Raw genomic sequence first — 23,704 nt, 5'->3', positions numbered from 1 at the left:
ATTAGCATTTATGCTCAGATTGCTGGTTTTTATTCAATAAGGTGTCCAATTTTTTCAGTTTAGACGTCCAGAACTCATCAAAGTAGTTTAACCAGTTTTGCAATTCCTCGAATCCGTCCTTTTTTAGCGTGCAGTAACGTTCCCTACCCATGTCCTGGATGGAAATAAACCCTGAGGCTTCCAATATTTTCACATGTTTGGAAACAGCGGGCCGGCTCATATCGAAATGATCGGCCAGGCCGTTGATGGTCAGACTATCTTCAGAAAGCAACATGATCATCTTTCGCCTGCTGGGATCCCCGATTACCTGGAAGGCATCAAGCGTTGGTATGGCCATGGTCTGTAGCTTTTAAAAGTTTATCAATATTCTGGAATTTCTCTAACCAGCCATGTAACAACGCATGATACATATCAAGATTCTCTTCCTGATTAAAACCACGATGTTCCAAAACAACTGTTGTACCATTTTCTCTTACTTCCAGCTGCCAGGTGACTACCGACTCCAGGTTGATCTTTCCTTCACCCGGGCCACAGTTCCAGGAGTAAACTAATTTTTTTAATGGTTCAATCTCCAACACTTTGCAATGAAAGATACCGTCTAAATTCAGATTCGCTTTTGCGCCGGTTCGGAACTGGAACTCATGACCTACTATAGGTAGAAAATCATTTTTCATGAGCCATTGCGCCATCAATTCAGAATTGGTCAGGTATTCCCAAACCATATCAATGGGGTGCGCGAAGAAATACTGGTGTTTAATAATTTTTGCCATAATGAGTAACTTTTGGGTTACTCAAATATATAGGTAACCCATGAGTTACGCAAATTTATTTGAAAATATATTTAAAGTCGATCAGTGCGCCCTATGTCTGGCCTTGCAAAACTTCATTGGTGCTTGATTTTCTATTCCTGCGGCATCAACAAGATGAGGATAAATGTGAGCGGAAAAGCGGGTGAAATTGCAAGCAGAGTTTCTGTGCGGGACAGGATGACGTAGCTACAGAAAAAAACCTTAATTTTAAGTTATGAAACTCCTTAAAATACTGACCCTGTTTTTACTTGCATGCCCTGCCATTGAGGGCTATGCGCAAAAAGTAGGACTGGTATTGAGCGGAGGAGGGGCTAAAGGACTTGCCCATATCGGAATTCTAAAGGCTCTGGAAGAAAATCACATTCCGATAGACTATATAACGGGGACCTCCATGGGTGGTATAGTAGGCGCCATGTATGCCTCAGGATATTCACCGGCCCAAATTGAAAAGATTGCACTAAGCATAGATTTTCAGGATTGGGTAAGCGGCAGGTACAAGAGCGACTATAGTTTCTTCTTCCAGAAGAAAAGTATCAACTCATCAATCCTAACCGCCAAACTGTCCATAGACACAAACCTGCGGCTCAATTTTCGCTCAAATCTTGTCAATGACATACCTCTAAATTTTGCTTTGCTGGAACTTTTTTCGCAAGCCTCCGCCATTTCTAAAGATAATTTCGACAACCTTTTTGTCCCCTATCGCTGTATGGTTTCCGATGTTTTATCTCAAACCAGCATCACAGTGAGTAAAGGCAGTCTTGCCGAAGCAGTTAGAGCAACCATGACTGTCCCCCTTATTTACCGACCCATTAAGCTGGACGAAAAGTATGTATTTGACGGAGGTCTATACAATAATTTTCCTGCAGATGTCATGAAAAAAGATTTCAATCCAGATGTCATCATCGGTTCAAACGTTTCTTCCAAAAACTATAATGAATACCCTAAAAATGATGAAAGGCTAATGAACCGTCTTATGGTTTTCATGTTCCTTTCAAAATCAGATTCTACACTTATAGGCGAAAACGGGATCTACATACAGCCCGATCTTCGTGGCTATTCTGTTGCTAATTTTAATCCGGTAGCTGCGCTCATTAAACAGGGATATGATGCTACGATTGCGGAAATGTCTCAGATCAAGCAAAAAATCCATAAACGCGTCAGCATCCCTGAAGTCATGCTGCGAAGGAATAGCTTCAACAATAAAAAGCGAGACCTCGTATTTAGCAGCGTAACTGTTACCGGAGTAAATACACAGCAAAAAAGATACATTGAACGTCTTTTTAAAAGTGATCAGGCTACCTTCAACCTCAACGACATCAAGCAAGGCTATTATAAACTCGTAGCCGATGAAACGTTCGAAACCGTTTACCCTAAAATCGCTTATAATCCTTTAAGTGACAGCTATAACTTTGAAATTATAGCTAAACCACAGAAAAGCTTTAAGGTAGATTTCGGAGGAAATATTGCAACAAGGCCAATCAGCAATGTATTTCTGGGCGTCCAATACAATTACCTCAACAGAAAATCATATACCTTCGGCACCAACTTATACTCCGGACGTTTTTATGAGTCCCTGCAGCTTAGCGGCCGCATAGACTACCCTTCTCGCTTACCCTTATTCCTGGCAGCCGAAATGACTTACAACCACTTCGATTATTATAAAACAAGCTCCATATTTATAGAAAACCCACACCCTACTTATATTGAGCAAGCTGATAGGAAAATAGATTTAAAAGTAGGATTCCCGTTGAACCGCAATACCAGAGTGACGCTCAATACCTCATTTATTAACAACAATGACAGATATAGTCCAAATGATCAGTTTACCATAGGCGACATACTGGATAAGACAGTCTTTAATGGTTCCAGATCTACTTTTGCTTTCGAGCAATACACCTTTAACCGAAAACAATACGCCAATAGAGGCAGAGACTTTCTGTTGAGCTTCAATTACTTTGCAGGCCGGGAAAATTATACAGCAGGCAATATCACCGGAAATCAACTGACATTGAATAAAGCCCAAACCACCAGAACATACCGGCAATGGATCAACCTTAAAATAAGCGACGAAAATTATTTCTTTACTACCCCAAAATACGCATTAGGATACCTTGCAGAAGGTGTATATTCCAACCAGCCCTTGTTTTCAAATTATCACTCAACCTTGCTTGTCGCCCCGGCATTTTATCCTTTGCAAGACAGCAGATCCGTATTTCTTGAAAATTTCAGAGCAACCAGCTACCTGGCCGGAGGTATCAAAAATGTATATACCGTCAAAAGGAACCTTGACCTGAGAGCAGAGGGATATGTGTTTTTACCTTATCAAAAATTTGAGAGGCAGGGCTTTCAGGGCATAGGCACGATGAAGCCGCTTACCCGATGGCAATACGCTGCAACAGCAGGCATAGTATACCATAGCCCGGTTGGTCCTGTAAGCCTCAGTTATAATATATACGATGATCCGATAAAAAGAAACGGCATTTTGTTACATTTGGGGTATCTGATTTACAACAAACGATCTATAGAATGAAACGAATATATCTGCTGATCTTGCTTTCCATATGCTGCACTTCCTCATATGCGCAAAATTCTAAGACCAATATCAATAATTTTCTTGTTAAAGAAAGCCTGCTTAAGAACAGTAAACTGGCGATCATAGCAGCAGATTCGACGGAGAACCCGCTAGAACAGATCAATGGAATCTATACCTTTACAGTAAGTGGATTCTCTCAAACACTCACCTTTAACGACGGGGTAGCCATACTCCCAATGAAACTGGAGAAATCAGCATTTGTATACATCAAACATGAAAATGATCAGGGGACACACAGTAAACTGCTCTACGTATATAAAAAGGATGGCACTTTAAGTCCCTATGCCATCAGCAGCGTATGGCTGGTATTATTTCCTGCAGCAATTATATTGCTGGCATTTACATTCCGAAAGTTTATCATAGCAGCTGTAGTAATTATGCTGGTATTCATCTACTTCAATCATAGTAACGGATTAAACCTGTCTACCTTTTTTGAAAGTATATTCGACGGTTTAAAAAATCTGTTTTAGAAAGGCATTCCTATACCAAAATTATATTGAACAAACCTGTACCTGTCAGGGCTATTTTTAAGGTAATATTCATCCTTAAATGTTTTCCCGCCACCCAGGAATTTGCTGATCACCCATTGCTCTGAGCCCCGGAACTGAGGATCTTTAAGCTTCAATCCGATGTCAAACCTGAACACAAAATACTGAACATCATACCTGAATCCCATACCAGTTCCTAAGGCGATCTGACTACCAAGCTTATCCAGCTTAAAATAGGTCTCCTCAAATCCGTCACTACTGGCTATATTCCAAACGTTACCGGCATCCAAAAAAAACGCACCTTTCAATTTTGCACCAAAGAATTTATTGAGCAGTTTATACCGGTACTCCAAATTACTTTCAATATGTATATCCGCCAATTGATCAAGACCATATAATGCTTTACGCACTGCCTCATCGGGGAGCCTTTCTCCTCTATTGTAATTTCCCGGCCCCAGTGTCCTTGCCTGCCATGCCCTTACACCACTTGATCCGCCCGCAGCAAATAGTTTCTCGAACTGCATATAACTTGAATTCCCATATGCATAGCCAACGCCTGCATTTATCCTGGCCACAAATTGCTTTTCACCACCTAAATTTTTATACCACCTTAAGTCAACTTCCGGTCTTACATATTGATTAAATGGTAATCCAAGTATTTTGGCATCCTTACCATTTTCTGCTCCTTTACTTCCCCCCAGTTTCGAAACAAGCTGTAAAAGATTCCCAGCCATATCCAAACTTCCTCTAAAGTAGATGAAATCACTGTTTCCCACGAGCTTGTCAGCATTAAGAGAATACGAATATTTAATACCGAGCGTAAGGTCTTTTCTAATCAATTGAGACAGCGTATATACATCGAGCAGGCCACTCGGAACATTCGTTGAATTACTATCAATAAGTAATCCGCCAAAACGATATTCGAAATTCAAAGGCGTAACGGTATGAAATTTTGATTTGGACTCCACAAATTCATAAGTGAGCGAGGTCTGCAATAGGCGTCGTTCAAAAATATCTTTTTGCAGAGCGTACGTATAGCTGCTGGAGAAAATCGTATGCGGCATCCCCCCTTTTCTGCTGGGTCTTGCTGTGATTAAAGGCAGCATCAGCCTGGGAACGGTAAGGTTCGCACTAATTGAGAAGTCGCGCTGATAAATGTCATTAAAAAAACCTCTGCCCTGGCCTATCCTCGATTGCAAGCCGCCCTTCACCTGAAAATCAAATCGTTCCGCTCCTCTGAAAAGATTGTTATTTGTATACGTATTACTCAAGGTAAAACCAACAGTTCCCGCATTAAACGGAACTTCTCCTTCTACCCTGTTACTCATGATCTTTTGAGGGATCAGCTGGATCACAGGCAATACTTTATTGGAGCTATCCTGTGCTTTATTGTATTCTATCTTAACATTTTTAAACACATTGAGTTCATACATCCGATCGTAGGTAAGGTTCTCATTCCTGATGTCATACATTTCAGATTCACGAAGGAAGTTATACCTCACAATTGGATTGCGTCTAAACTTTTTTGAAAGATCCGTATATCTCAAACCCCGAAATACTTTATCATTCATATTCAGGCTGTCCGGGAAGCCATCGGCATCAGGTGCAATGATCAGATTGGTCTCTCCAAGTGTAAACTGCTGGTGGGCCGACTTATTCAATGGATTATCAATAAATAAGGTAACATTCGCTTTGCTGGCATTCAGGTTAGAATCCACATCATATTTTACATACGGACGCGCGAACTCAAAATAACCATTTTCTTTCATCACCTGATAGATCTGATCCCTTTCATAGCCCAGCGAATCATCGTCATACCTCATACCTTCTTTCAAATGCGTGAAAGCTGCCTTTTTGGACAAATACAAATCCCTGACACTAGGATCAGCTATTTCATATTTGATTTTATTGACAGTAAAAACCGGCCCCGGGTCTACTTTAAAATGAAGATCAGCCCTTTGGTTCTTCACCTTGATATCTGATTTTACTTTCGCCTTAAAATACCCTTTACTGTTTAGGAATTTTTCAATCTGAGTTCTTGAAATCTCTACGAGTGCACTATCCAGGATTGGAGGAGGTGTCCCCAGGGGCTTAATGTCACTGGTTTTATATTTACCATTCTTAGTATTAAACACGTTATATATCAATACATTAATACCTATTGTAGAAGTAGGCCTGATGTCTTTCTGGATGTAGTTGTATGCTTCCTCTTCAAAAGCTTTATCAATACTGTCTATGTCTACATGTTTAACGATCGACTGGTAGTCTTCAATATATTTTGTTGATGAACATCCTGTGACAAAAACAATAATAAATAGTAATATTGCACCAAACTGGACACTGCTTTTATAATTATAGTATGCTTTCAAAATCTCAGATAAGTTTTATAAAATCGTTACATCAAAAAAAGTACCGTAAAGAAAATGGGATATTTATCATCGAAGGTATAAAATCTATTGTAGAATTTATCCAGTCATCTTATCAAATCCACAGCATTTATTATCTGGCTCAATACCAGTCTTTACTACCAAGTCTGCCTGCAAATATAAAGTTATTTGAAGTAAACAACGCTGAACTGGATAAGATTAGTACATTACAAACACCGCAGGGAATTATTGCGCTGGTACATATCCCTAAAAGCGCTGTCCTGGATTTAAACGCTTTAAAAGGTTCATTTTCATTGGTACTGGATGGCATCCAGGATCCGGGAAATCTGGGCACTATCATTCGTACTGCTGACTGGTTTGGATTTAAAAATGTAATTTGCTCAAATAACACGGTTGAGGTTTATAACCCAAAAACAGTGCAGGCAACGATGGGTTCACTAAGCAGGGTAAATACTTTTTACCTGGATCTGCAGGAACTTTTAAGCCAGACAAAACTACCCATATTTGGTGCGGTACTTAATGGAAACAGCATGTATAAAACCAATTGGGGCAATGAAGGGTTGGTGATATTAGGCAACGAAGGTCAGGGAATCAGTAATGAAGTCATGAATTTAATTACCAATCCGGTAACCATTCCGAGGGTTGGAGGCGCTGAGTCATTGAATGTTGCCATCTCAGCAGCGATATTATGTGCAGATATTAATAGAAATTTGCAGAAATAAATTGGATCATAATATATAATTGTTATTTTTGCAGCCTGAATTTTAACAGGGTCGAGTGGCCGAGTGGCTAGGCAGAGGTCTGCAAAACCTCCTACAGCGGTTCGAATCCGCTCTCGACCTCCAGATTTTTATAAATTAAAGAAATAGACATGGCAGTTACCAGATTAAAAAGAAAAGACAGAAGAAATAAAACATTCGCAAAGTTAGATGTGAAAAACTTGAAACTTGCTACTAACATTGAACTAGGTAGCCGTTCAAGACAGTCTACCAAAGATCAATTGGCTAAAAACAATGCAATTTTAGCTCAACTTACTGCAAAAGCATAAGTTAAGATCTCTTAAAAAAATTAAACACCTCTGCAAGCAGAGGTGTTTTTTTATGCCTTAAATTTGCCTGTATTGAATCGTGCCAGATTCACTCCTGACTGCAGATAACATCGAACCTCCTTTATACTGAGTGCACCATGAGTGCACTATGAGTGCACGGTGAGTGCACCTTTTACCTAGAAAAAGGTGCACTCATAGCGTATTCATAATGTCAGGACTGTGCTGTCAATACAAACGCATGCAGAAGCAGACCATACCCGATAGCAAGCTCTTACTGGTCAGAAAATTAAAATTAAACTGTTTTAACCAGTTCTTTGCAGATCCTCTTAATGATGCCCGGCCCTTCATAGATAAAGCCTGTATACAACTGAACTAGTGAAGCACCGGCTTCCAGTTTATCGATCGCATCCTGAGGAGAATGAATGCCCCCCACTCCTATGATAGGAAATGCTTTGCCTGATTTCTCTGAAAGGTAACGGATCACTTCGGTAGAACGCACGGTCAACGGCTTACCACTTAAACCACCTGCCTCGTTTTTTACAACCTCCGCGGTATAAAGGCTGCTTCTGTCAATAGTGGTATTGGTAGCAATAACTCCTGCAATACCAGTTTTAAGTACGATTTCAACAATATCATCCAATTGCTCATTGGTCAGGTCAGGTGCGATCTTTAGAAGAATCGGTCTTGAAATGTTATTTTTAGAATTGCGTTGCTGTAAAGTATTTAAAAGTTCCATCAGAGGTCCTTTTTCCTGCAAAGCCCTTAAACCCGGTGTATTCGGAGAACTCACATTGACCACAAAATAATCCACCACATCAAAAAGCCTGTCAAAACATTTGATGTAATCACTTACCGCATCTTCATTTGGCGTATTCTTGTTCTTACCGATATTACCACCAATTACAATATCAGAATTTTTAGATTTCAATAAACGCAGTCGCTCTGCAAGGGTATCCACACCTTTATTGTTAAAACCCATCCTGTTGATGATGGCACTGTCTTCTTCCAGACGGAACATTCTGGGCTTATCATTTCCCGGCTGAGGCAGAGGCGTAACTGTACCCACTTCTATAAAACCAAAGCCCAGATCACTCAGAGCTTCTATGTATTCTCCGTTCTTATCGAATCCCGCGGCAAGACCTACCGGGTTTTTAAATTTAATCCCAAATACTTCACGTTCCAGTCCTTTGATATTGATATCAAAACTTCCGCGCAGGATGGTTTGTCCCAATGGAAAGTGATCATGAAACCATTTCAACCTTTTCACTACAAAATAGTGCACTTTTTCCGGGTCGAATTTGAAAAATATTGGCTTAATTAGACGGTACATGGTGCAAATATATATATAACAAAATAATTTCAAGATGCTCAAATGGTTAATAATAAAAATAGCCCTTAAAGTTGTATTTTTGCAGCCAAATGATTTCAATAAACGACTTAACTTTCTTAATAGGTGCCAGAGCGCTGTATGATGAAGCAAACTGGCATATAAAACCAGGCGACAGGGTGGGATTGATTGGTGCCAATGGAACCGGAAAATCCACTTTACTAAAAATAATTGTTGGGGAATACGCCCCTTCGTCAGGAACTATTTCTATGTCCAAGGACTTAAAAATCGGTTACCTGAACCAGGATTTATTATCTTATGATTCTCATCATAGTATTTTACATGTGGCAATGGAGGCTTTCGAGCGCCAAAACCAGTTACACGATGAGATTGAAGACTTGTTAAGGAAAATCGAAACTGACTATTCTGAAGAGGTTTTAAATAAGCTGAGCGACAAGCAACAGGAATTTGAAGCTTTGGATGGCTATAATATTGAATACAGAGCGAACGAGATTCTGGCAGGTCTGGGTTTCAGTACAGAAGACCAGTTAAGGCCACTGAATACTTTCTCCGGGGGATGGCGTATGCGTGTCATGCTGGCCAAGATCCTACTGCAAACACCTGATATCCTTTTACTGGATGAGCCCACCAACCACATGGATTTACCTTCCATCAAATGGCTGGAATCTTACCTTGTAGGCTTTGAAGGTGCTATCGTAATCGTTTCTCACGACAGGTATTTCCTGGACAAAGTAGTCAACAAAACAGTAGAATCGCGTAAAGGAAAGCTGACTTCTTATGCAGGTAATTACTCTTTTTACCTGGAAGAAAAGGCCTTGAGGGGAGAGATACAAAAAGGCGAATTTAAAAACCAGCAAGCCAAGATTAAACAGGAAGAACGCCTTATCGAGCGTTTTAAAGCCAAAGCATCAAAAGCTAAAATGGCTCAGTCGAGGATGAAAGCACTGGATAAAATGGAACGTGTAGAAGATGTAGATGATGAAAACCCTACAGTAAACTTCCAGTTTAAATTCTCTAAGCCATCTGGTCGTCACGTAGTAAGAATTGAAGGAGCTTCAAAAAGCTATCCGAATATAGACATACTTCACAATGCCGAAGGGGTAATTGAAAAAGGTGATAAAATCGCTTTAATCGGTGCCAATGGTAAAGGTAAATCTACTTTATTGAGAATTATCGCAGGTACTGAAGGCTTTCAGGGCAAATGCGAGACAGGACATAATGTAACTACTACATTCTTTGCTCAGCATCAGCTGGAGTCTCTGCATCTGGACAATAACATTCTGGGCGAATTACAGGCTTTTGCACCTAAACACACTGATACAGAACTACGTGGTATATTGGGCTGTTTCCTGTTTACCGGAGACGATGTATTCAAAAAGATCCGTGTACTTTCAGGAGGTGAAAAATCAAGGGTAGCATTGGCAAAATCCCTGACTACAGACTCAAACTTCCTGATTCTGGATGAACCTACGAATCACCTGGACATCCAGTCGGTGAACATCCTGATCCAGGCGTTGCAGCAATATGAGGGAACTTTCATTTCTGTATCCCACGACAGGTATTTCCTGGATAATGTGGCGAATAAGATCTGGTTTATTGAAGATCAAGACATTAAGGAATATCCGGGAACTTATGCGGAATACGAAGAATGGAACAGCAAAAGACCACCTGCAAAGCCATCCAGCATTCCCGTAAGGCCAGATAAAGAAGTGAAGCCAAAGGTTGAAGAAAAAGAAAAACCTGCACCTAATACTCAGCAGCAACTTAAAAAGTTGAATGACCAATTAAAGAAGATTGAAGCGGATATTACTGCTTTGGAAACTAATGTCAAGAACATAGAAGCAGAAATTGCAGATGAATCCGTATATTCAGATGCCGGTAAGTTGGCAGATGCCAATAAAAAGTACCTGACAGCGAAACATGAACTTGATGCTGCTCAGAATACATGGGAGGAATTGGCATCGGATATCATGGAATTAGAAGGTAAATGACAAAAATAAAAGGCTTATTCTTTTTACTGTTTATAAGCATACAAATTGCTGCTGCCCAAACACAGCGGCAATTTGTGTATGACAATCTGGTGTATCAGTCCCAGATAAAAACAGTGCAGTGCTACAACTCCCAAAAAGAACAGTCCATTCCCGTCATTACATTAAAATCAGCTGAACAGCTTATATTTTCCTTTGATGACCTCAATGGCGGAAGTAAAGTCTACTGGTATACCATAGAGCATTGTACCTCCGACTGGAAGTCTTCGCGTTTATCTCAGCTGGATTATTTGGAAAGCCTGCCCGAAGACAGGATCACGGATTATAAGTATTCGTTCGGAACCATCCAGAAATATACACACTACGGACTTTCGATACCTAATAACCAGATCAGACCAAAGATATCGGGCAATTACCTGTTGAAAGTTTATGAGGACGGCAATCAGCAAAAACCAGTGATCTCCCAGCGCTTTTACGTAGTAGAGAACATCGTTAATATCGGCATTGAAGTGGTGGCGAGTAGCCAGGTCACATCCAGGTTCAGCAATCAGAAGATCAACTTCAGCATCAATCATAAGATCAACATCCAGAATCCTTACAATGACCTAAAAGCGGTGGTGATGCAAAACGGCAACCCACAGACTGCGATAACGAATACAAAGCCTACTTTCATCCGCCCAAATTCATTGGTTTACAATGAACTGAACACTAACGATTTTCCGGGAGGAAATGAGTTTAGAAAGTTCGACATCCGCAGTTTACGTTATAAAGGTGAAAATGTACAGGAAATTTTGAAGCAGGACACCTCTACAAACGTAATTCTTTTCCAGGATGTGAATACCAGCAAAGCAAAATATAGCAACCTGGTAGATGAGAATGGAAGTTTTTACATCCGCAATCAGGAAGGGCGTGATGACCGTACAGAAAGCGATTATGCCAATATCACATTTACACTAAACGCGGTCCCTCTCATCCCCAGCGGTGATGTTTATGTAACAGGTCGGTTTAATAACTACACTTTAAATCCATCAAGCAAACTCACTTTTGATTCTTCAAAAAAGCGTTTCTACGGAAATATAAAGCTAAAACAGGGCCTGTATGACTATAAGTATATATGGCTGAATAAGGAAACCGGAAAGATTGATCAAACCATCTTCGAAGGGTCTTTCTTTGAAACTGCCAATACTTACCAGGTTTTTGCTTATTACAAAAAACCTGGGTCGAGATGGGAGGAACTGATTGGCTACAGCCAGATAAATACACTAAAAAGATAATCTTTTAACATTCTGCTATTGATGCACTCACCCCGAAATTCAGGAAAAGTACTTCGTCGCCTCTTAACTCTCATTCTGGCACTAGTCAGTCCCGGTCTGCACGCACAGATTGCAGATTCTATTCAGCCATTACCTGCGAAAGGATTCTGGAAAAGCGAACTTGTTAAAAAATCTACCGTCCCGGCTATTCTTCTTGGTTCTACAGCACTTGTATGGTCAAAACGGGAGGACATCAGAGAAGTTAGGAACCGGTATATCCCAACTTTCCGTTATCATTATGATGACTATCTCCAATACGCACCCGCAGCTACTGTGATTGCCCTCAATTCATTAGGTATAAAAGGCAAACATAGTCCTGCCCGTACATTTGTTTCTTATGCTTTTTCAATAGGTATTATGGGTGCTATGGTGAATGGAATAAAATACACATCCAAGGTACAGAGACCGGATGCGGCGTCAAAGAATTCTTTTCCATCAGGACATACGGCCTCCGCTTTCATGAATGCAACAGTACTGCATAAGGAGTATGGCCAGTACAGACATGAGCTTTACAGCGTGGCCGGTTACGGTATGGCTACGGCAACTGCGCTCGGGCGTGGATTAAATAACAGGCATTGGGTGACAGACGTACTTGCGGGGGCTGCGGTCGGCATCGTCTCAACTGAGTTGGGGTATCTGCTGGCCGAACAGATTTTCAGGGGTCATGAAATCAATGCTCCTCTGAGAAACAATCCCATTCCGATAGGAAACAACCCTAGTTTTGTAGAAATTCACCTCGGATATGCCATGACTACCAGCAAAGATCCGGCTTCTGAAGCCAAAGGATTATTTACCACCAGGGGGTTTAACTTCGGACTTGAAGGAGCCTGGTTTATGAATAAGAATTTTGGTATTGGCGGCGAGTTCGCATTTAGTGGCTTCCCTGTAAATTCAGACAACATTGTACTCGATCCTGAAATTTCGGAGATCAGTACTGGAAATTACACACAGGCTTTTGGCGTAAGATACCTGCACGGAGGGCCCTATTTCAGTTTACCCCTGCCGCATAATTGGTTTGTGACCGGAAAGATAACCGGAGGTGTCTCTACCGGGAGTACCGGAAATGTAGTTTTACTTTTAGATGAGCAGCATGAAGCTGAGTTTGGCGTATCTGAATTGCCTTACATCAAGTATCAACCACAGCCGACCCCAAGTTTTTCTATTGGTGGAGGAATACAAAAGAGGATCGGCAGGAATACAGCCATTAAGGCCTATTCTACTTATTTTCTCTCTTCTCATAATTTTGAGATCAGTAAACTTCAGGATATTGACAACGATGGTCACTTTACCTACGAAGCCATGCCGGACGATTACTTCAAACTTAAACTCAGTCACATTACCTTTGGCTTAGGCCTAACCGCGTTCATCTGGTAAGATCTGTGCTTTTCTGTCCGATTTTACTTACTTTTGCAGCAAGATGAGCACAAAAGTAAAAAGCCCTAAAGAGTCCTTTACCATTATGAATGAATTGGTATTGCCAAATGATACCAACACATTGAACAACCTGATGGGAGGCCGATTGTTGCACTGGATGGATATTGCAGCAGCAATATCAGCTCAGAAACACTGCAATAGGATTGTGGTTACGGCTTCCGTAGACAATGTATCATTTAAACAGCCTATAAAACTCGGCGATGTAATTACTATTGAGGCTAAAGTAACACGTGCTTTTAACACTTCTGTTGAAGTAAGGCTGGATGTCTGGGCTGAAAATATTCCTTCAGGAAGCAGGGTTAAATCAAATGAGGCTTATTATACTTTTGTAGCGGTTGACCAAAGTGGAAGAACCATTCCTGTTCCTGAATTAAAAGCAGAGACTGCTGACGAAATAGAATTGTATGAAGGTGCATTACGCAGGAGGCAATTGCGCCTGATATTAGGTGGAAAAATGGAACCCAATGATGCCCTTGAGCTCAAGGCTTTATTCTTTAAGGATTAAAAGTGCTCCACTTTTATTGTCCTGATGTACTTTTCAAGAAGCAGATATTTCTTTTCAAATTTTTCGGTATTCTGATTGATGTAGAAATTGTGTTTTGTATTGACAATTTCAGATACAAAACCAATTAAAGCACCACTTGCTGTGGTGCATGCTGTTATGACTGCGGCAATTTTAAAAGTTTCAGTCGAGGCCTCGTCTTCGGGTTCAAGAGATAAAAGTGCAGCCCCTATTACTACCCCGGTCAGCGCTCCTGTACCAGCGCCTTTTAACGTCGTCAGGCCCCTCTTTTTCACTTTTACCCTAACAATGTCATTTGCTTTAAAGATCAGATAATTCCCTTTGTAATCCTGGATTGCCAATCCGTCTTTACTTACTTTCTGAAGAATGCCTTTGACAGTTTGCATATGAGCAGACACTACTTTTACTTCGTAGTCCCTGTCCTGAGCTTTTAGTGCAAAAAACAACGAAGAGCGCTAATATTATCTTTTTCATTAGCTTCCCATTTCCAGGATTTTATCGAACTCCTCTGCTCTAAGAGGCATAACAGACAAACGGCCTTGTCTGACCAGAGAAATGTCTTTTAAGCTTTCTTCAGCCTTGATCTGCTCCAGACTTACCGGATTCTTCAGCGATTCTACCGGAGCCAGATCAACCACGACCCAGTTGGCATCATCCGTAGTTGGGTCCTGATAAAACTCTTTCACAACTTTGGCAATTCCCACAACATTCTTCCCTTCATTACTATGGTAAAAAAGAACGAGGTCACCCTCCTTCATTTCCTTTAGGTTATTTCGCGCCTGGTAATTGCGCACACCATCCCAGAATGTTCTGCCATCTTTATTGAATTTTTCCCAGCTGTATTTAAAAGGTTCTGATTTGACTAGCCAATGGTTCATTTAGTAACTAATTAATTTTGTTAAGGGTGGTTTTAAGTTCAATCTTTGGAACCTTCTTATTATACCTGCACCAAAGCTAAGAAATCAGGGAGAATTAGAAAGTATATAATTGTATATTGGTGCAGCCAAATAGATCTAAAAGTTTACGGTCAGCCAAACAAGATGAACATTTACAATAATTACAGTGAAAAACAGTTGCTGGGTCTCCTGATTGAGGGTGATGCAAATGCGCTAAGCGATCTGTATTATTTGCATGTTAAACAGTTGAAATATTTTGTACAAAGAACGGCTAAATCTGCTACCCTTACTGAAGATGTTGTACATGACACCTTTATTAAGGTTTGGGAAAACAGAGATAAAATAGACTGTGAACAACCTTTTAAACCTTATTTATACACAATTGCCAGGAGGCATCTGCTTAATCTTTTAAAAAGGGCCAGGCATGAGGTCAACATACTGGAAGAGATTAAGAAAAGTGTGGTTACCGAAGAAAATTCTACCGAACTTTTGATCGACTACACCGAAAGTAGTTCCATATTTATCGAAGCCATCAGCCAGCTTCCTGAACAGAGGAAAGAGGTTTTTATCCGTTGCCGCATACAGGGACTAACCTACAAGCAGGCTGCAGCAGAACTTGGTATTTCGGAAAGCACCGTCAATAACCAGATGGTTAAAGCATTTAAAAGTATCCGGAGCTTTATCACCATTCGAACGGCTGTTTTGATACTATTAGCCACGGTAGTAAAATAATTTTATTTCAGGATAGATGTATTGTCGCTGCCATTTGTATTAGTTACAAAAGGAGGAAAAATTGGACAACGAAATCATATCACTGATTATAAAATATCTAAATAATCAATGCAGTAAAGATGAACTTGAAAAAGTACTCGGAATCATTGAAAACGGAAGTCATCAGGATGAATGGGAGTTTGTACTCACTGAAGAAGCCTCTGCTCTGGTAAATAGCTCCCGGCAATCAGAAATGTCTGCTCATGAAACTGTGGCATGGTATAAAAAAATACAAGATTCTATTACAGAAACGAACAGTAACACCCTTGTATTGCCCCGAAGAGGTTCTTACTGGAAAAGAATCGCTGCTGCCGCAATTATATTAATCACTTTAAGTGCAGGAGCATTTTATTACTTATCCAGACAGCCTGTCTCCACCACTTTAGCAAATGACATCGCCCCAGGAGGAAACAGGGCAATACTTACGCTGGCTGATGGAAAGAAAGTGATCCTTAACGATGCTAAAAACGGAGAACTGGCAAACCAGTCAGACGTCATCATTACCAAGCAGGCTGATGGAAAAATTGTATATACGGTGAAATCTGGCAAAGCGACCGGTCAAAAGCCTAACACTGTAGAAACGCCAAAAGGTGGACAGTATGAGGTGATTTTACCTGACGGCACAAGCGTATTGCTGAATGCTGCCTCCGAGTTGACCTTTCCGACTTCTTTTGCTCATGCTAAAGAAAGGCGGGTAAAGCTGAAAGGAGAAGCCTATTTTATGGTTTCTAAAGTAACGGTCAAGGGAAATACGGCAAAAAGCAAGGAAACCAGGATGCCTTTTATCGTCGTGACAGACAAGGCTGAAATCGAAGTTCTGGGAACACATTTTAACATCAACAGCTATACAGACGAGCCCCTCAGCAAAACCACCCTTATAGAAGGTTCTGTAGCTGTTAACGGCCCGGGGTTCTCCAAATTCCTTAAACCCGGAAATCAGGCTACAATTGGAACTGAGGGGCTAACCGTTACCGAAGCAAATATTGAAGAGGTTCTGGCCTGGAAAAACGGATACTTTATTTTTGATAGTGAAGATATAAAATCAGTAATGCGAAGAATTTCAAGGTGGTACGATGTAGATATTGTATATGAAGGAGAAGTCCCCGACGACCGGTTCGGAGGTACTGTTAGCCGTTTCAGCAATGTCTCAAAAGTTCTGAGCAAACTGGAATTAACCAATAAAGTTCACTTTAGAATAGAAGAAAGGAGGATTATAGTTACGAGATAGTTACTTATTACGTGAAGTAATCCTGAAAAACAAAAAGCCAGAAGTGCTTGCAACACAACTGGCTAATGCCATGATTACTCAGTCAACAAAACTTGCGATTCAATCAACTTTAACTCGCGGGCGACCACAGATCCCTAAGGATCAGGATTACCTGCAAATAACCAGACTAACAAATGTATAAAAATTATGCTAATGAACTTGGTGTGCCCAAACGGTACGTCGATAAACTACTGCTGATTATGCGATTAACCACCGTAATATTAATAGCAACCATAATGCAGGTCAGTGCAGCGGGTTTCGCACAAAAGATTACCCTTTCTAAAAAGAAGGCGACCCTGAAAAGTATTTTTAAAGAAATACGAAAACAAAGTAATTATGACTTTATCTACACTGATGAGTTGTTACAAAATGCCAAAACGGTAGACATCGACGTTAACCAGGCGCTGCTTGACGAAGTTCTGAACAAGATATTTACAGGACAGCCCCTGTCTTATACCATCGAAGACCGTACTGTCGTATTAAAGGAAAAACCGGATGTTCCGCTGAAAGTAAGGATGGTAGAACGTGTAGCAGACATACGCGGTCGCGTAGTTGATGCTCAGGGAAAAGGAATACCCGGTGTGACCATAAGAATAAAAGGAGAAACAGGCGGAGGGACAACCAATAACAATGGTGATTTCAGCATCGCGGTTACGTCTTCCAATGCGGTTTTAGTTTTTTCTTATACAGGTTTCATCACACGTGAAATACCGGTAAACGGGCAGACCGTTTTAAATGTAACACTTCAGGAGGCTGTAGATGAACTATCCGAGGTGCTCGTAGTCGGCTATGGAACCCAAAAGAAAATTACGGTAACCGGCTCCATCAGCTCTGTAAATATGGCCGATATGAGAACACCCGTTGCCAGTCTCTCTAATGCATTAGCCGGAAAAGTGGCGGGTATCATTTCTATGCAGTCGAGCGGCGAACCGGGATACGACAACTCTCAGTTCACGATCCGAGGATTGGGAACCTTTACCGGCAACAGCTCTCCTCTGATTATTGTCGACGGTGTACAGCGTGATGATGTAAACAGTGCTTTCGGCGGCTCCTTCAACAATATAGATCCAGAAGACGTATCCAGCATTTCACTGCTCAAAGATGCATCATCAACAGCCATGTACGGGGCAAAAGGGGCTAATGGTGTACTCATCATCACGACAAAAAGAGGAGTAGCTGGCAAACCGAAAATCTCTCTAAAAGCAGAGACCGGATCAACAGGCTTTACAGAAAAACCTGATATGCTGACCGGAATTCAATACATGCAACTGCTAAATGAAGCCAGAACCAATATGGGACTGCTACCTAATTTTTCTGAGGAACTGATACAAAAAACAGCCAGTGGTCTGGATCCTTACATGTATCCGAATGTAAACTGGATCGATGAGATCTACAAAGACCAGTCGACCATAACTAATGCCAACTTAAATATCAATGGTGGTACCGAAACCGTCCGCTATTATATTTCCAGTTCGTTTTACAACCAGACTGGACCCTACAAAGTGGAGAAACTGAACGGGTATAACCCCAATCTTAACTTTAAGCGTTACGATTTTAGAAGTAACATTGACGTCAATGTCACGAGCAGTACCCTTTTACAGCTGAACATAGGCGCAATGCTTGTCAATGCGCGTTATCCTGGCATCGGAGCGGGTAGCCTGTGGTACCAGGCCTATGCGACAACACCTGTTGCTTTTCCAACAAAATATCCTGGCGGTAAATGGGCGGGTCCTATTTCCAGCGGAGGCACCAACCCCTTAAATGCAGTTCAAAACAATGGTTATTCTGATGAATTCAGACCTGCCGTACAATCCGTTTTTACTGTAACTCAAAGATTGGATGCATTGACGCCCGGGCTATCATCATATGCGAGGTTCTCTTTTGACAGCTATGGAGATTTTAACAACAGGAGAACAGGCCTCAACGACAACTGGCAAGCTATAGGGCGTGACGGCAATGGTGAACTTTTGTTTACGCAAACACGTATTGGACAACAGTTTTTAGGTTATCAGCAAGGTTCAGATGGTGAAAGGATCATGTATCTGGAGGGGAATGTTAATTATGACCGTACTTTCAGCAATCACCGCATAGGCGCTATGTTTCTATACAATATGCGAAACAGGCTCAAAAGTACCGCTGGTGATGTAATCACCGCCATCCCATTCCGCAATCAGAGTCTGGCAGGAAGACTCACTTATGGTTATATGGATAAATATCTCCTGGAGTTGAATGGTGGCTACACAGGATCTGAAAACTTTCAAAAGGGAAGTAAATTTGGTCTCTTTCCTTCAATATCAGCAGGTTGGGTAATTTCTAATGAATCCTTCTTTAAACCCTTCGCGAATACATTCAGCTTATTAAAGTTGAGGGGCTCCTATGGGGTTGTAGGAAATGACAATGTGGGCAGAGGCGACAGGTTCCCTTATTTAACCCAAATAGGAAACGGCTCAAATACCGGCTTCGGATTAAATGGCACCTGGTACCAGGGTTTGACCGAGAATTTAATTGGTATTGAAAACCTGACCTGGGAAAAATCATATAAAGGTGGCATCGGACTTGAAATAGGGTTGTTCAATAAACTGAACCTTATTTTCGATGTATTTGATGAGAGACGCAAAAACATTCTGATCATGCGTGAATCCATCTCCTCTATAGTCGGACTTGGGTCTACTTCAGTATTTGCAAATCTTGGCGAAATGAGCAACCGCGGTATGGACGCCAGTATAGAATACAATGATCAGATTGGTAAAGTAGGTCTCAGGGTATTTGGAAATGTAACCTATAGCAAAAATAAAATCATCTTTGCGGATGAGCCGGTAAGAAAGTACGCCTATCAAAATCAGGCTGGCTTTGGCTCCAATGAGTTTTTTGGTTATATAGCCGATGGCTATTACACAGATCAGAACGACATAGATACCCATCCAGAACAAAAATTTGGTGTAGTCAGGCCGGGCGACATCCGTTATTTGGATCAGAATGGCGACAACGTAATTGATGCTTATGATGCGAGAAGACTTGGCAAATCCCCTTTTCCTTCCTGGTTATATGGTGCAGGATTTTCCCTAGCCTTTAAAAAATTCGATTTGTCACTTTTCTTTCAGGGAGTTGCTGATATCGGCATTATGGCGAATGGCTCACTCATTTACGGAAATGGAGCAGGGGTAGATGGAGTCGGCGTCGTGCCGTTTTCCGGACTGGGGCAATACCAGAACAATACCATGGCTCAGGTACTGGACAGGTGGACGATAGAAAATCCTCGGCCGGACGCCTATTATCCCCGTCTGTCGGTGGCAGGCCTGGCTGACAACAACTACCTGAACAGCACACACTGGCTTAAGGATGGCTCGTATGTGCGCTTAAAACAGGCTTCTATGGGCTATACACTCAGCTCAGAGAAGTTGAAAAAGGCGCGCATCCCTGTTTTGTATTTCTATGCATCAGGACAAAACCTTTTGACCTTCAGCAAATTTAAAATATGGGATCCTGAGCTGGGATCAAATGGTGCAAAATATCCCATCACCAGGATGATGACTTTTGGGATGAGGGCACAGTTTTAATTACCATTTAACAATGATTAAGATGAATAACATATTTAAAAATATTCTCACAGGCAGCATAGCATTGTGCTTATTAATGTCTGTCCCAGGTTGTAAATATTTAGATGTAGCACCTGATAACCTGTTGACCTCCGACATGCTTTGGGAGACCAGAGCTAACGCTGAAGGATACCTGAACCAGGTGTACGCGCGTGTCAGCATTCCTGCCGACGACCATACAATGCTTGGTGGCAGCGATGAAACTTCCTGCAGCATTCAGGGTGTCTCGGTCAGACAAATGACTTCCGGCAACTGGAATGCACAAAGCAACCATTGGTACTATTGGGCTCAGAATTATGCGGCCATCAGACAAAGTATCGTATTTGAACAGAACATAGACAAGATGTCTGACGCCATAATTGGCCCGGATCTTAAAAAGCAATATAAGGCCGAAGCAATGTTTTTAAGGGGCTGGTTTTATTGGAAGCTGCTCAGACAATACGGTCCGTTTGTGAAGGTTACATCGCTGCTTAGCCTCAATGAAGATTACAACAAATATCCACGAGTATCTTTTGATGAATGTGTGGATCACATCAATGAACTTCTGGACGCTGCTGCAGCTGACTTACCTCCAAGCTGGGCTTCTTCTTCCAACTATGGAAGAGCGAATAAGGCGTCCTCTCTGGCCGTAAAATCCCAGTTGGCTTTATGGGCCGCCAGTCCATTATGGAATGGAAATCCAAAATTTGCAGCGTTCAAAAATAATGATGGAAAAGCACTGGCCCCGTTACAATATGATGTGAACAAATGGAGGACTGCTGCAAATGCCGCCAAGGCTGTCATAGACCTTCAGGGCTACAGACTGTTTACAAACCTGGACGAGGGTGACAGCCAGTTTGATCCATACCTCTCCTTTCGCAATTTATTCCTGACAAACTGGAATACCGAAATTCTGTTTTCTACCAATATGGCCGGTTCGTGGCAATGGGGACATGAGGTCCGCTGTGCGCCAAAACCAGCGGGATATGACATGCAGAATGCGACACAAAATGTAGTGGATGCATTTTACATGCGCAATGGAAGAACTATAGATGACCCTCAGGCACAGTATGTCGAATCAGGATTCGTACAAACCGATGATCCTGCTAACTGGGGTAAATCGAAAGATGGGGTAAACAGGGGTTATGTAAAAGGAAATGCCAATATGTATGCCAATCGCGAAGCCAGGTTTTATGTAAGTATCCAGTACAATGGCAAGCCTGTTTTACCGGCGCCAACACAGGATGACAGGAATTACTTCTCTTCTGATGCGAATAAAGATGGAACAGGAAGAGCTGAATTCTACTATTCCGGAAAATCCGGGGTTGGCGTAAATAACAACAGCGACATTACCGGATATGATGTACTGAAAAATGTGAGTCCTGCTTCAAATATAAGGACAAGCACTGTGGTTTACCGTCCTTTCATCCATCTTCGTCTGGCTGAAATGTATTTAAACTATGCAGAAGCCTTAAATGAAATTGAGCCAAACCATCCGGATATTCTTAAATATGTAAACCTGGTAAGACAGCGTGCAGGTGTTCCCGATTTACAAACCGTTTATCCGTCTGCTATAGGAGATCAGACTGAAATGAGAAAACGTATTCTTCATGAAAGACAGGTAGAACTGGCATTTGAGGGCGACAGGTATTTTACCTTGATCCGGAGACTGATGATGAATGATCCTAAAATACAGACCATTTACCGGATGAATACCATCACCAATGACGGCAATCAGGGATTTGCTTTTGCCGATTTCAACAAACGGACCCTACTGCAAAACAGAGTTTGGGCTGATAAAATGTACCTGTTCCCTATCGCACAAAGTGATAGAGATAAAAATACCTCGTTGGTACAAAATCCGGGCTGGTAAATTAAAATGCGTCATTTATTAATACGAAGAATATTATGAAAAGATATATACATGCCTGCATATTCATCATCATGGTGTTTATTGCGGGTTGCAAAAAGAATGAAGAAGGATTTAAGCATGATACCTCCTCCCCGATCACCATTGACCAGTTCATTCCTGAAAAAGGTAGCGGTGGCACTGAAATTCTGATCAACGGAAGTAACTTCACTACGGACACTTCCCAGATTAAGGTTACACTTAATGGGAAACGTCTGAAAATAATTGGGGTTAAAGGCAATCAGCTGATGGCTGTAGTGCCTAAAAAGGCCGGATCTGGCACCATTACCATCACGATCGGCGACAAAAGCGTGACCAGCAAGACGACCTTCTTCTACGAATTCATGAGAACCGTAACTACTCTGGCTGGCTCAGGGGTTGCAGGGTTTGCAAACGGACAAGGTACCGACGCTAGTTTTAATTTTAGTGGCGAGTCCTGGTACCGCTGCAGCGGAATTGCGGTTGATGACAACCTGAATGTATACGTCACTGATGTCGGCAACCATTGCATCCGGAAAATTGACAAGGATGGAAATGTAAGCACTTTTGCCGGCAATCCAAGTAGCGGAGGCTACGCCGATGGTAAGGGAACTGCAGCTAAATTCAATATTCCCTATGGCCTCACCATTGATCACCTTGGCAACCTGTATACTGCGGATCCGGGCAATTGGGACATCAGAAAAATAACACCGGATGGAACGGCTTCGATATATGCCTGGGCCAATGCAGAGCCATGGAATCTCGCATTTGACAAGAAAACAGGCAACATATTCTATTTCTCATGTACCTCTCCTGCTATTGTTTACCAGGTTACACCAGAGGGGACAACTACCCAGACCGTTACCGGGCTCAATTATCCTTCCGCAATCGCCTTCGACAATGCAGGCAACATGTTTGTAAACGTACATGGCGATCAGGTAGTTAAAAAGTTCCTCGCAGGCAGTTGGACTGGTGGTACCATTGCAGGCTCGGGCGTTCAGGGTTACCTGGATGGTCCGGCATCTACTGCTAAATTCTCATTGCCATGGGGCATGTCTATTGATGCAGCCAATAATTTATATATAGCAGGGAATGGTGCAGGTGGCGGCGGTTATGGAAATGCTGATCAAAGTGTCCGTTACATAGATGGCGCCAGTTACGAAGTGAGCACTTTTGCAGGATCTGCCAATTCCGGCTATGTAAACGGGATTGGAAAAGCTGCTGCGTTTAACGCGCCAGCAGGTGTTGCTGTCGACAAGAACGGAACTGTTTATGTACTCGACAGGAACAACAACACTGTCCGCAAAATAGTATCTGAGTAACTATCTAATTCATACACACAAATGTTGCAGCAGGTAAAGGGCTCTCTATCCCTT

At 41.7% G+C, this 23,704-nt stretch carries 19 protein-coding genes and 1 tRNA gene; 14 read left to right on the top strand and 6 right to left on the bottom strand.

The window, feature by feature from the left end:
• Position 1: 1 nt before the first annotated feature.
• Together FA047_RS18390 and FA047_RS18385 are read right to left on the bottom strand one after the other, a co-directional pair.
• Positions 2-337: an ArsR/SmtB family transcription factor gene (locus FA047_RS18390; RefSeq protein ID WP_136837561.1), complete on the bottom strand. Its 336-nt coding sequence runs from the start codon at positions 335-337 to the stop codon at positions 2-4.
• Positions 318-770, bottom strand: coding sequence for an SRPBCC family protein (locus FA047_RS18385; protein ID WP_136837560.1), 453 nt, complete (start codon positions 768-770; stop codon positions 318-320). Before FA047_RS18385 ends, FA047_RS18390 begins: the two co-directional genes overlap by 20 nt.
• A 253-nt stretch (positions 771-1,023) precedes the next feature.
• On the opposite strand from FA047_RS18385, the gene FA047_RS18380 reads away from it, so the two are divergent.
• Both FA047_RS18380 and FA047_RS18375 read left to right on the top strand, forming a co-directional pair.
• Complete coding sequence (locus tag FA047_RS18380) at positions 1,024-3,339, top strand: patatin-like phospholipase family protein (protein ID WP_136837559.1); 2,316 nt, start codon at positions 1,024-1,026, stop codon at positions 3,337-3,339.
• A complete protein-coding gene (locus FA047_RS18375) occupies positions 3,336-3,872 on the top strand; it encodes a hypothetical protein (protein ID WP_136837558.1) in 537 nt (178 codons plus the stop codon). Before FA047_RS18380 ends, FA047_RS18375 begins: the two co-directional genes overlap by 4 nt.
• Here the strand turns inward: FA047_RS18375 and tamL are convergent.
• On the bottom strand, positions 3,869-6,259 hold the full coding sequence (gene tamL, locus FA047_RS18370; RefSeq protein ID WP_136837557.1) for a translocation and assembly module lipoprotein TamL: 2,391 nt from the start codon (positions 6,257-6,259) through the stop codon (positions 3,869-3,871). The genes FA047_RS18375 and tamL overlap by 4 nt on opposite strands.
• On the opposite strand from tamL, the gene FA047_RS18365 reads away from it, so the two are divergent.
• The 3 genes from FA047_RS18365 to FA047_RS18355 all read left to right on the top strand — a co-directional run bounded on the left by FA047_RS18365 (position 6,250) and on the right by FA047_RS18355 (position 7,325).
• Positions 6,250-6,999: a TrmH family RNA methyltransferase gene (locus FA047_RS18365; protein ID WP_136837556.1), complete on the top strand. Its 750-nt coding sequence runs from the start codon at positions 6,250-6,252 to the stop codon at positions 6,997-6,999. The genes tamL and FA047_RS18365 overlap by 10 nt on opposite strands.
• A 49-nt stretch (positions 7,000-7,048) precedes the next feature.
• Positions 7,049-7,122 (top strand) — tRNA-Cys (locus FA047_RS18360).
• 26 nt (positions 7,123-7,148) lie between these two features.
• Entirely contained in the window at positions 7,149-7,325 is a 177-nt protein-coding gene (locus tag FA047_RS18355) for a spore protein (protein WP_136837555.1), read from the top strand.
• A gap of 292 nt (positions 7,326-7,617) precedes the next feature.
• On the opposite strand, the gene FA047_RS18350 is transcribed toward FA047_RS18355, so the two are convergent.
• Positions 7,618-8,655, bottom strand: coding sequence for a quinone-dependent dihydroorotate dehydrogenase (locus FA047_RS18350; protein ID WP_136837554.1), 1,038 nt, complete (start codon positions 8,653-8,655; stop codon positions 7,618-7,620).
• A gap of 89 nt (positions 8,656-8,744) precedes the next feature.
• Here FA047_RS18350 and FA047_RS18345 point away from each other — a divergent pair, with 89 nt between their 5' ends.
• Genes FA047_RS18345 through FA047_RS18330 form a run of 4 tightly spaced genes read left to right on the top strand, consistent with a single transcriptional unit; the run spans position 8,745 to position 13,913 of the window.
• On the top strand, positions 8,745-10,664 hold the full coding sequence (locus FA047_RS18345; protein WP_136837553.1) for an ABC-F family ATP-binding cassette domain-containing protein: 1,920 nt from the start codon (positions 8,745-8,747) through the stop codon (positions 10,662-10,664).
• Positions 10,661-11,935 (top strand): type IX secretion system plug protein, encoded by a 1,275-nt coding sequence (locus FA047_RS18340; RefSeq protein ID WP_136837552.1) that lies wholly within the window; start codon positions 10,661-10,663, stop codon positions 11,933-11,935. The genes FA047_RS18345 and FA047_RS18340 overlap by 4 nt, the downstream gene beginning before the upstream one ends.
• Positions 11,936-11,956: 21 nt before the next feature.
• The gene (locus tag FA047_RS18335; RefSeq protein ID WP_136837551.1) at positions 11,957-13,348 is read left to right on the top strand and encodes a phosphatase PAP2 family protein; all 1,392 of its coding nucleotides are present in this window, start codon (positions 11,957-11,959) and stop codon (positions 13,346-13,348) included.
• Positions 13,349-13,391: 43 nt separating this feature from the next.
• A complete protein-coding gene (locus FA047_RS18330) occupies positions 13,392-13,913 on the top strand; it encodes an acyl-CoA thioesterase (RefSeq protein WP_136837550.1) in 522 nt (173 codons plus the stop codon).
• Here FA047_RS18330 and FA047_RS18325 read toward each other — a convergent pair.
• Together FA047_RS18325 and FA047_RS18320 are read right to left on the bottom strand one after the other, a co-directional pair.
• Complete coding sequence (locus tag FA047_RS18325; protein WP_136837549.1) at positions 13,910-14,377, bottom strand: hypothetical protein; 468 nt, start codon at positions 14,375-14,377, stop codon at positions 13,910-13,912. The two genes, FA047_RS18330 and FA047_RS18325, sit on opposite strands and share 4 nt — an antisense overlap.
• Positions 14,378-14,404: 27 nt before the next feature.
• Positions 14,405-14,809 (bottom strand): EVE domain-containing protein, encoded by a 405-nt coding sequence (locus FA047_RS18320; protein ID WP_136837548.1) that lies wholly within the window; start codon positions 14,807-14,809, stop codon positions 14,405-14,407.
• 162 nt (positions 14,810-14,971) lie between these two features.
• Between FA047_RS18320 and FA047_RS18315 the strand changes: the two genes are divergently transcribed.
• The 5 genes from FA047_RS18315 (at position 14,972) to FA047_RS18295 (ending at position 23,650) form a co-directional block, all read left to right on the top strand.
• On the top strand, positions 14,972-15,559 hold the full coding sequence (locus FA047_RS18315) for an RNA polymerase sigma factor (RefSeq protein WP_136837547.1): 588 nt from the start codon (positions 14,972-14,974) through the stop codon (positions 15,557-15,559).
• Between the two features lie 61 nt (positions 15,560-15,620).
• A complete protein-coding gene (locus FA047_RS18310; protein WP_136837546.1) occupies positions 15,621-16,826 on the top strand; it encodes a FecR family protein in 1,206 nt (401 codons plus the stop codon).
• Between the two features lie 173 nt (positions 16,827-16,999).
• Positions 17,000-20,422 (top strand): TonB-dependent receptor, encoded by a 3,423-nt coding sequence (locus tag FA047_RS18305; protein WP_169304456.1) that lies wholly within the window; start codon positions 17,000-17,002, stop codon positions 20,420-20,422.
• 22 nt (positions 20,423-20,444) lie between these two features.
• Positions 20,445-22,313, top strand: coding sequence for a RagB/SusD family nutrient uptake outer membrane protein (locus FA047_RS18300; protein WP_136837545.1), 1,869 nt, complete (start codon positions 20,445-20,447; stop codon positions 22,311-22,313).
• A 35-nt stretch (positions 22,314-22,348) separates the two neighbouring features.
• Positions 22,349-23,650, top strand: coding sequence for an IPT/TIG domain-containing protein (locus tag FA047_RS18295; protein ID WP_136837544.1), 1,302 nt, complete (start codon positions 22,349-22,351; stop codon positions 23,648-23,650).
• Positions 23,651-23,704 lie beyond the last annotated feature (54 nt).

It is taken from the genome of Pedobacter frigoris (assembly GCF_005116445.1).
GTDB classification, from domain to species: domain Bacteria; phylum Bacteroidota; class Bacteroidia; order Sphingobacteriales; family Sphingobacteriaceae; genus Pedobacter; species Pedobacter frigoris.
This window is presented reverse-complemented; position numbering and strand designations above follow the sequence as displayed.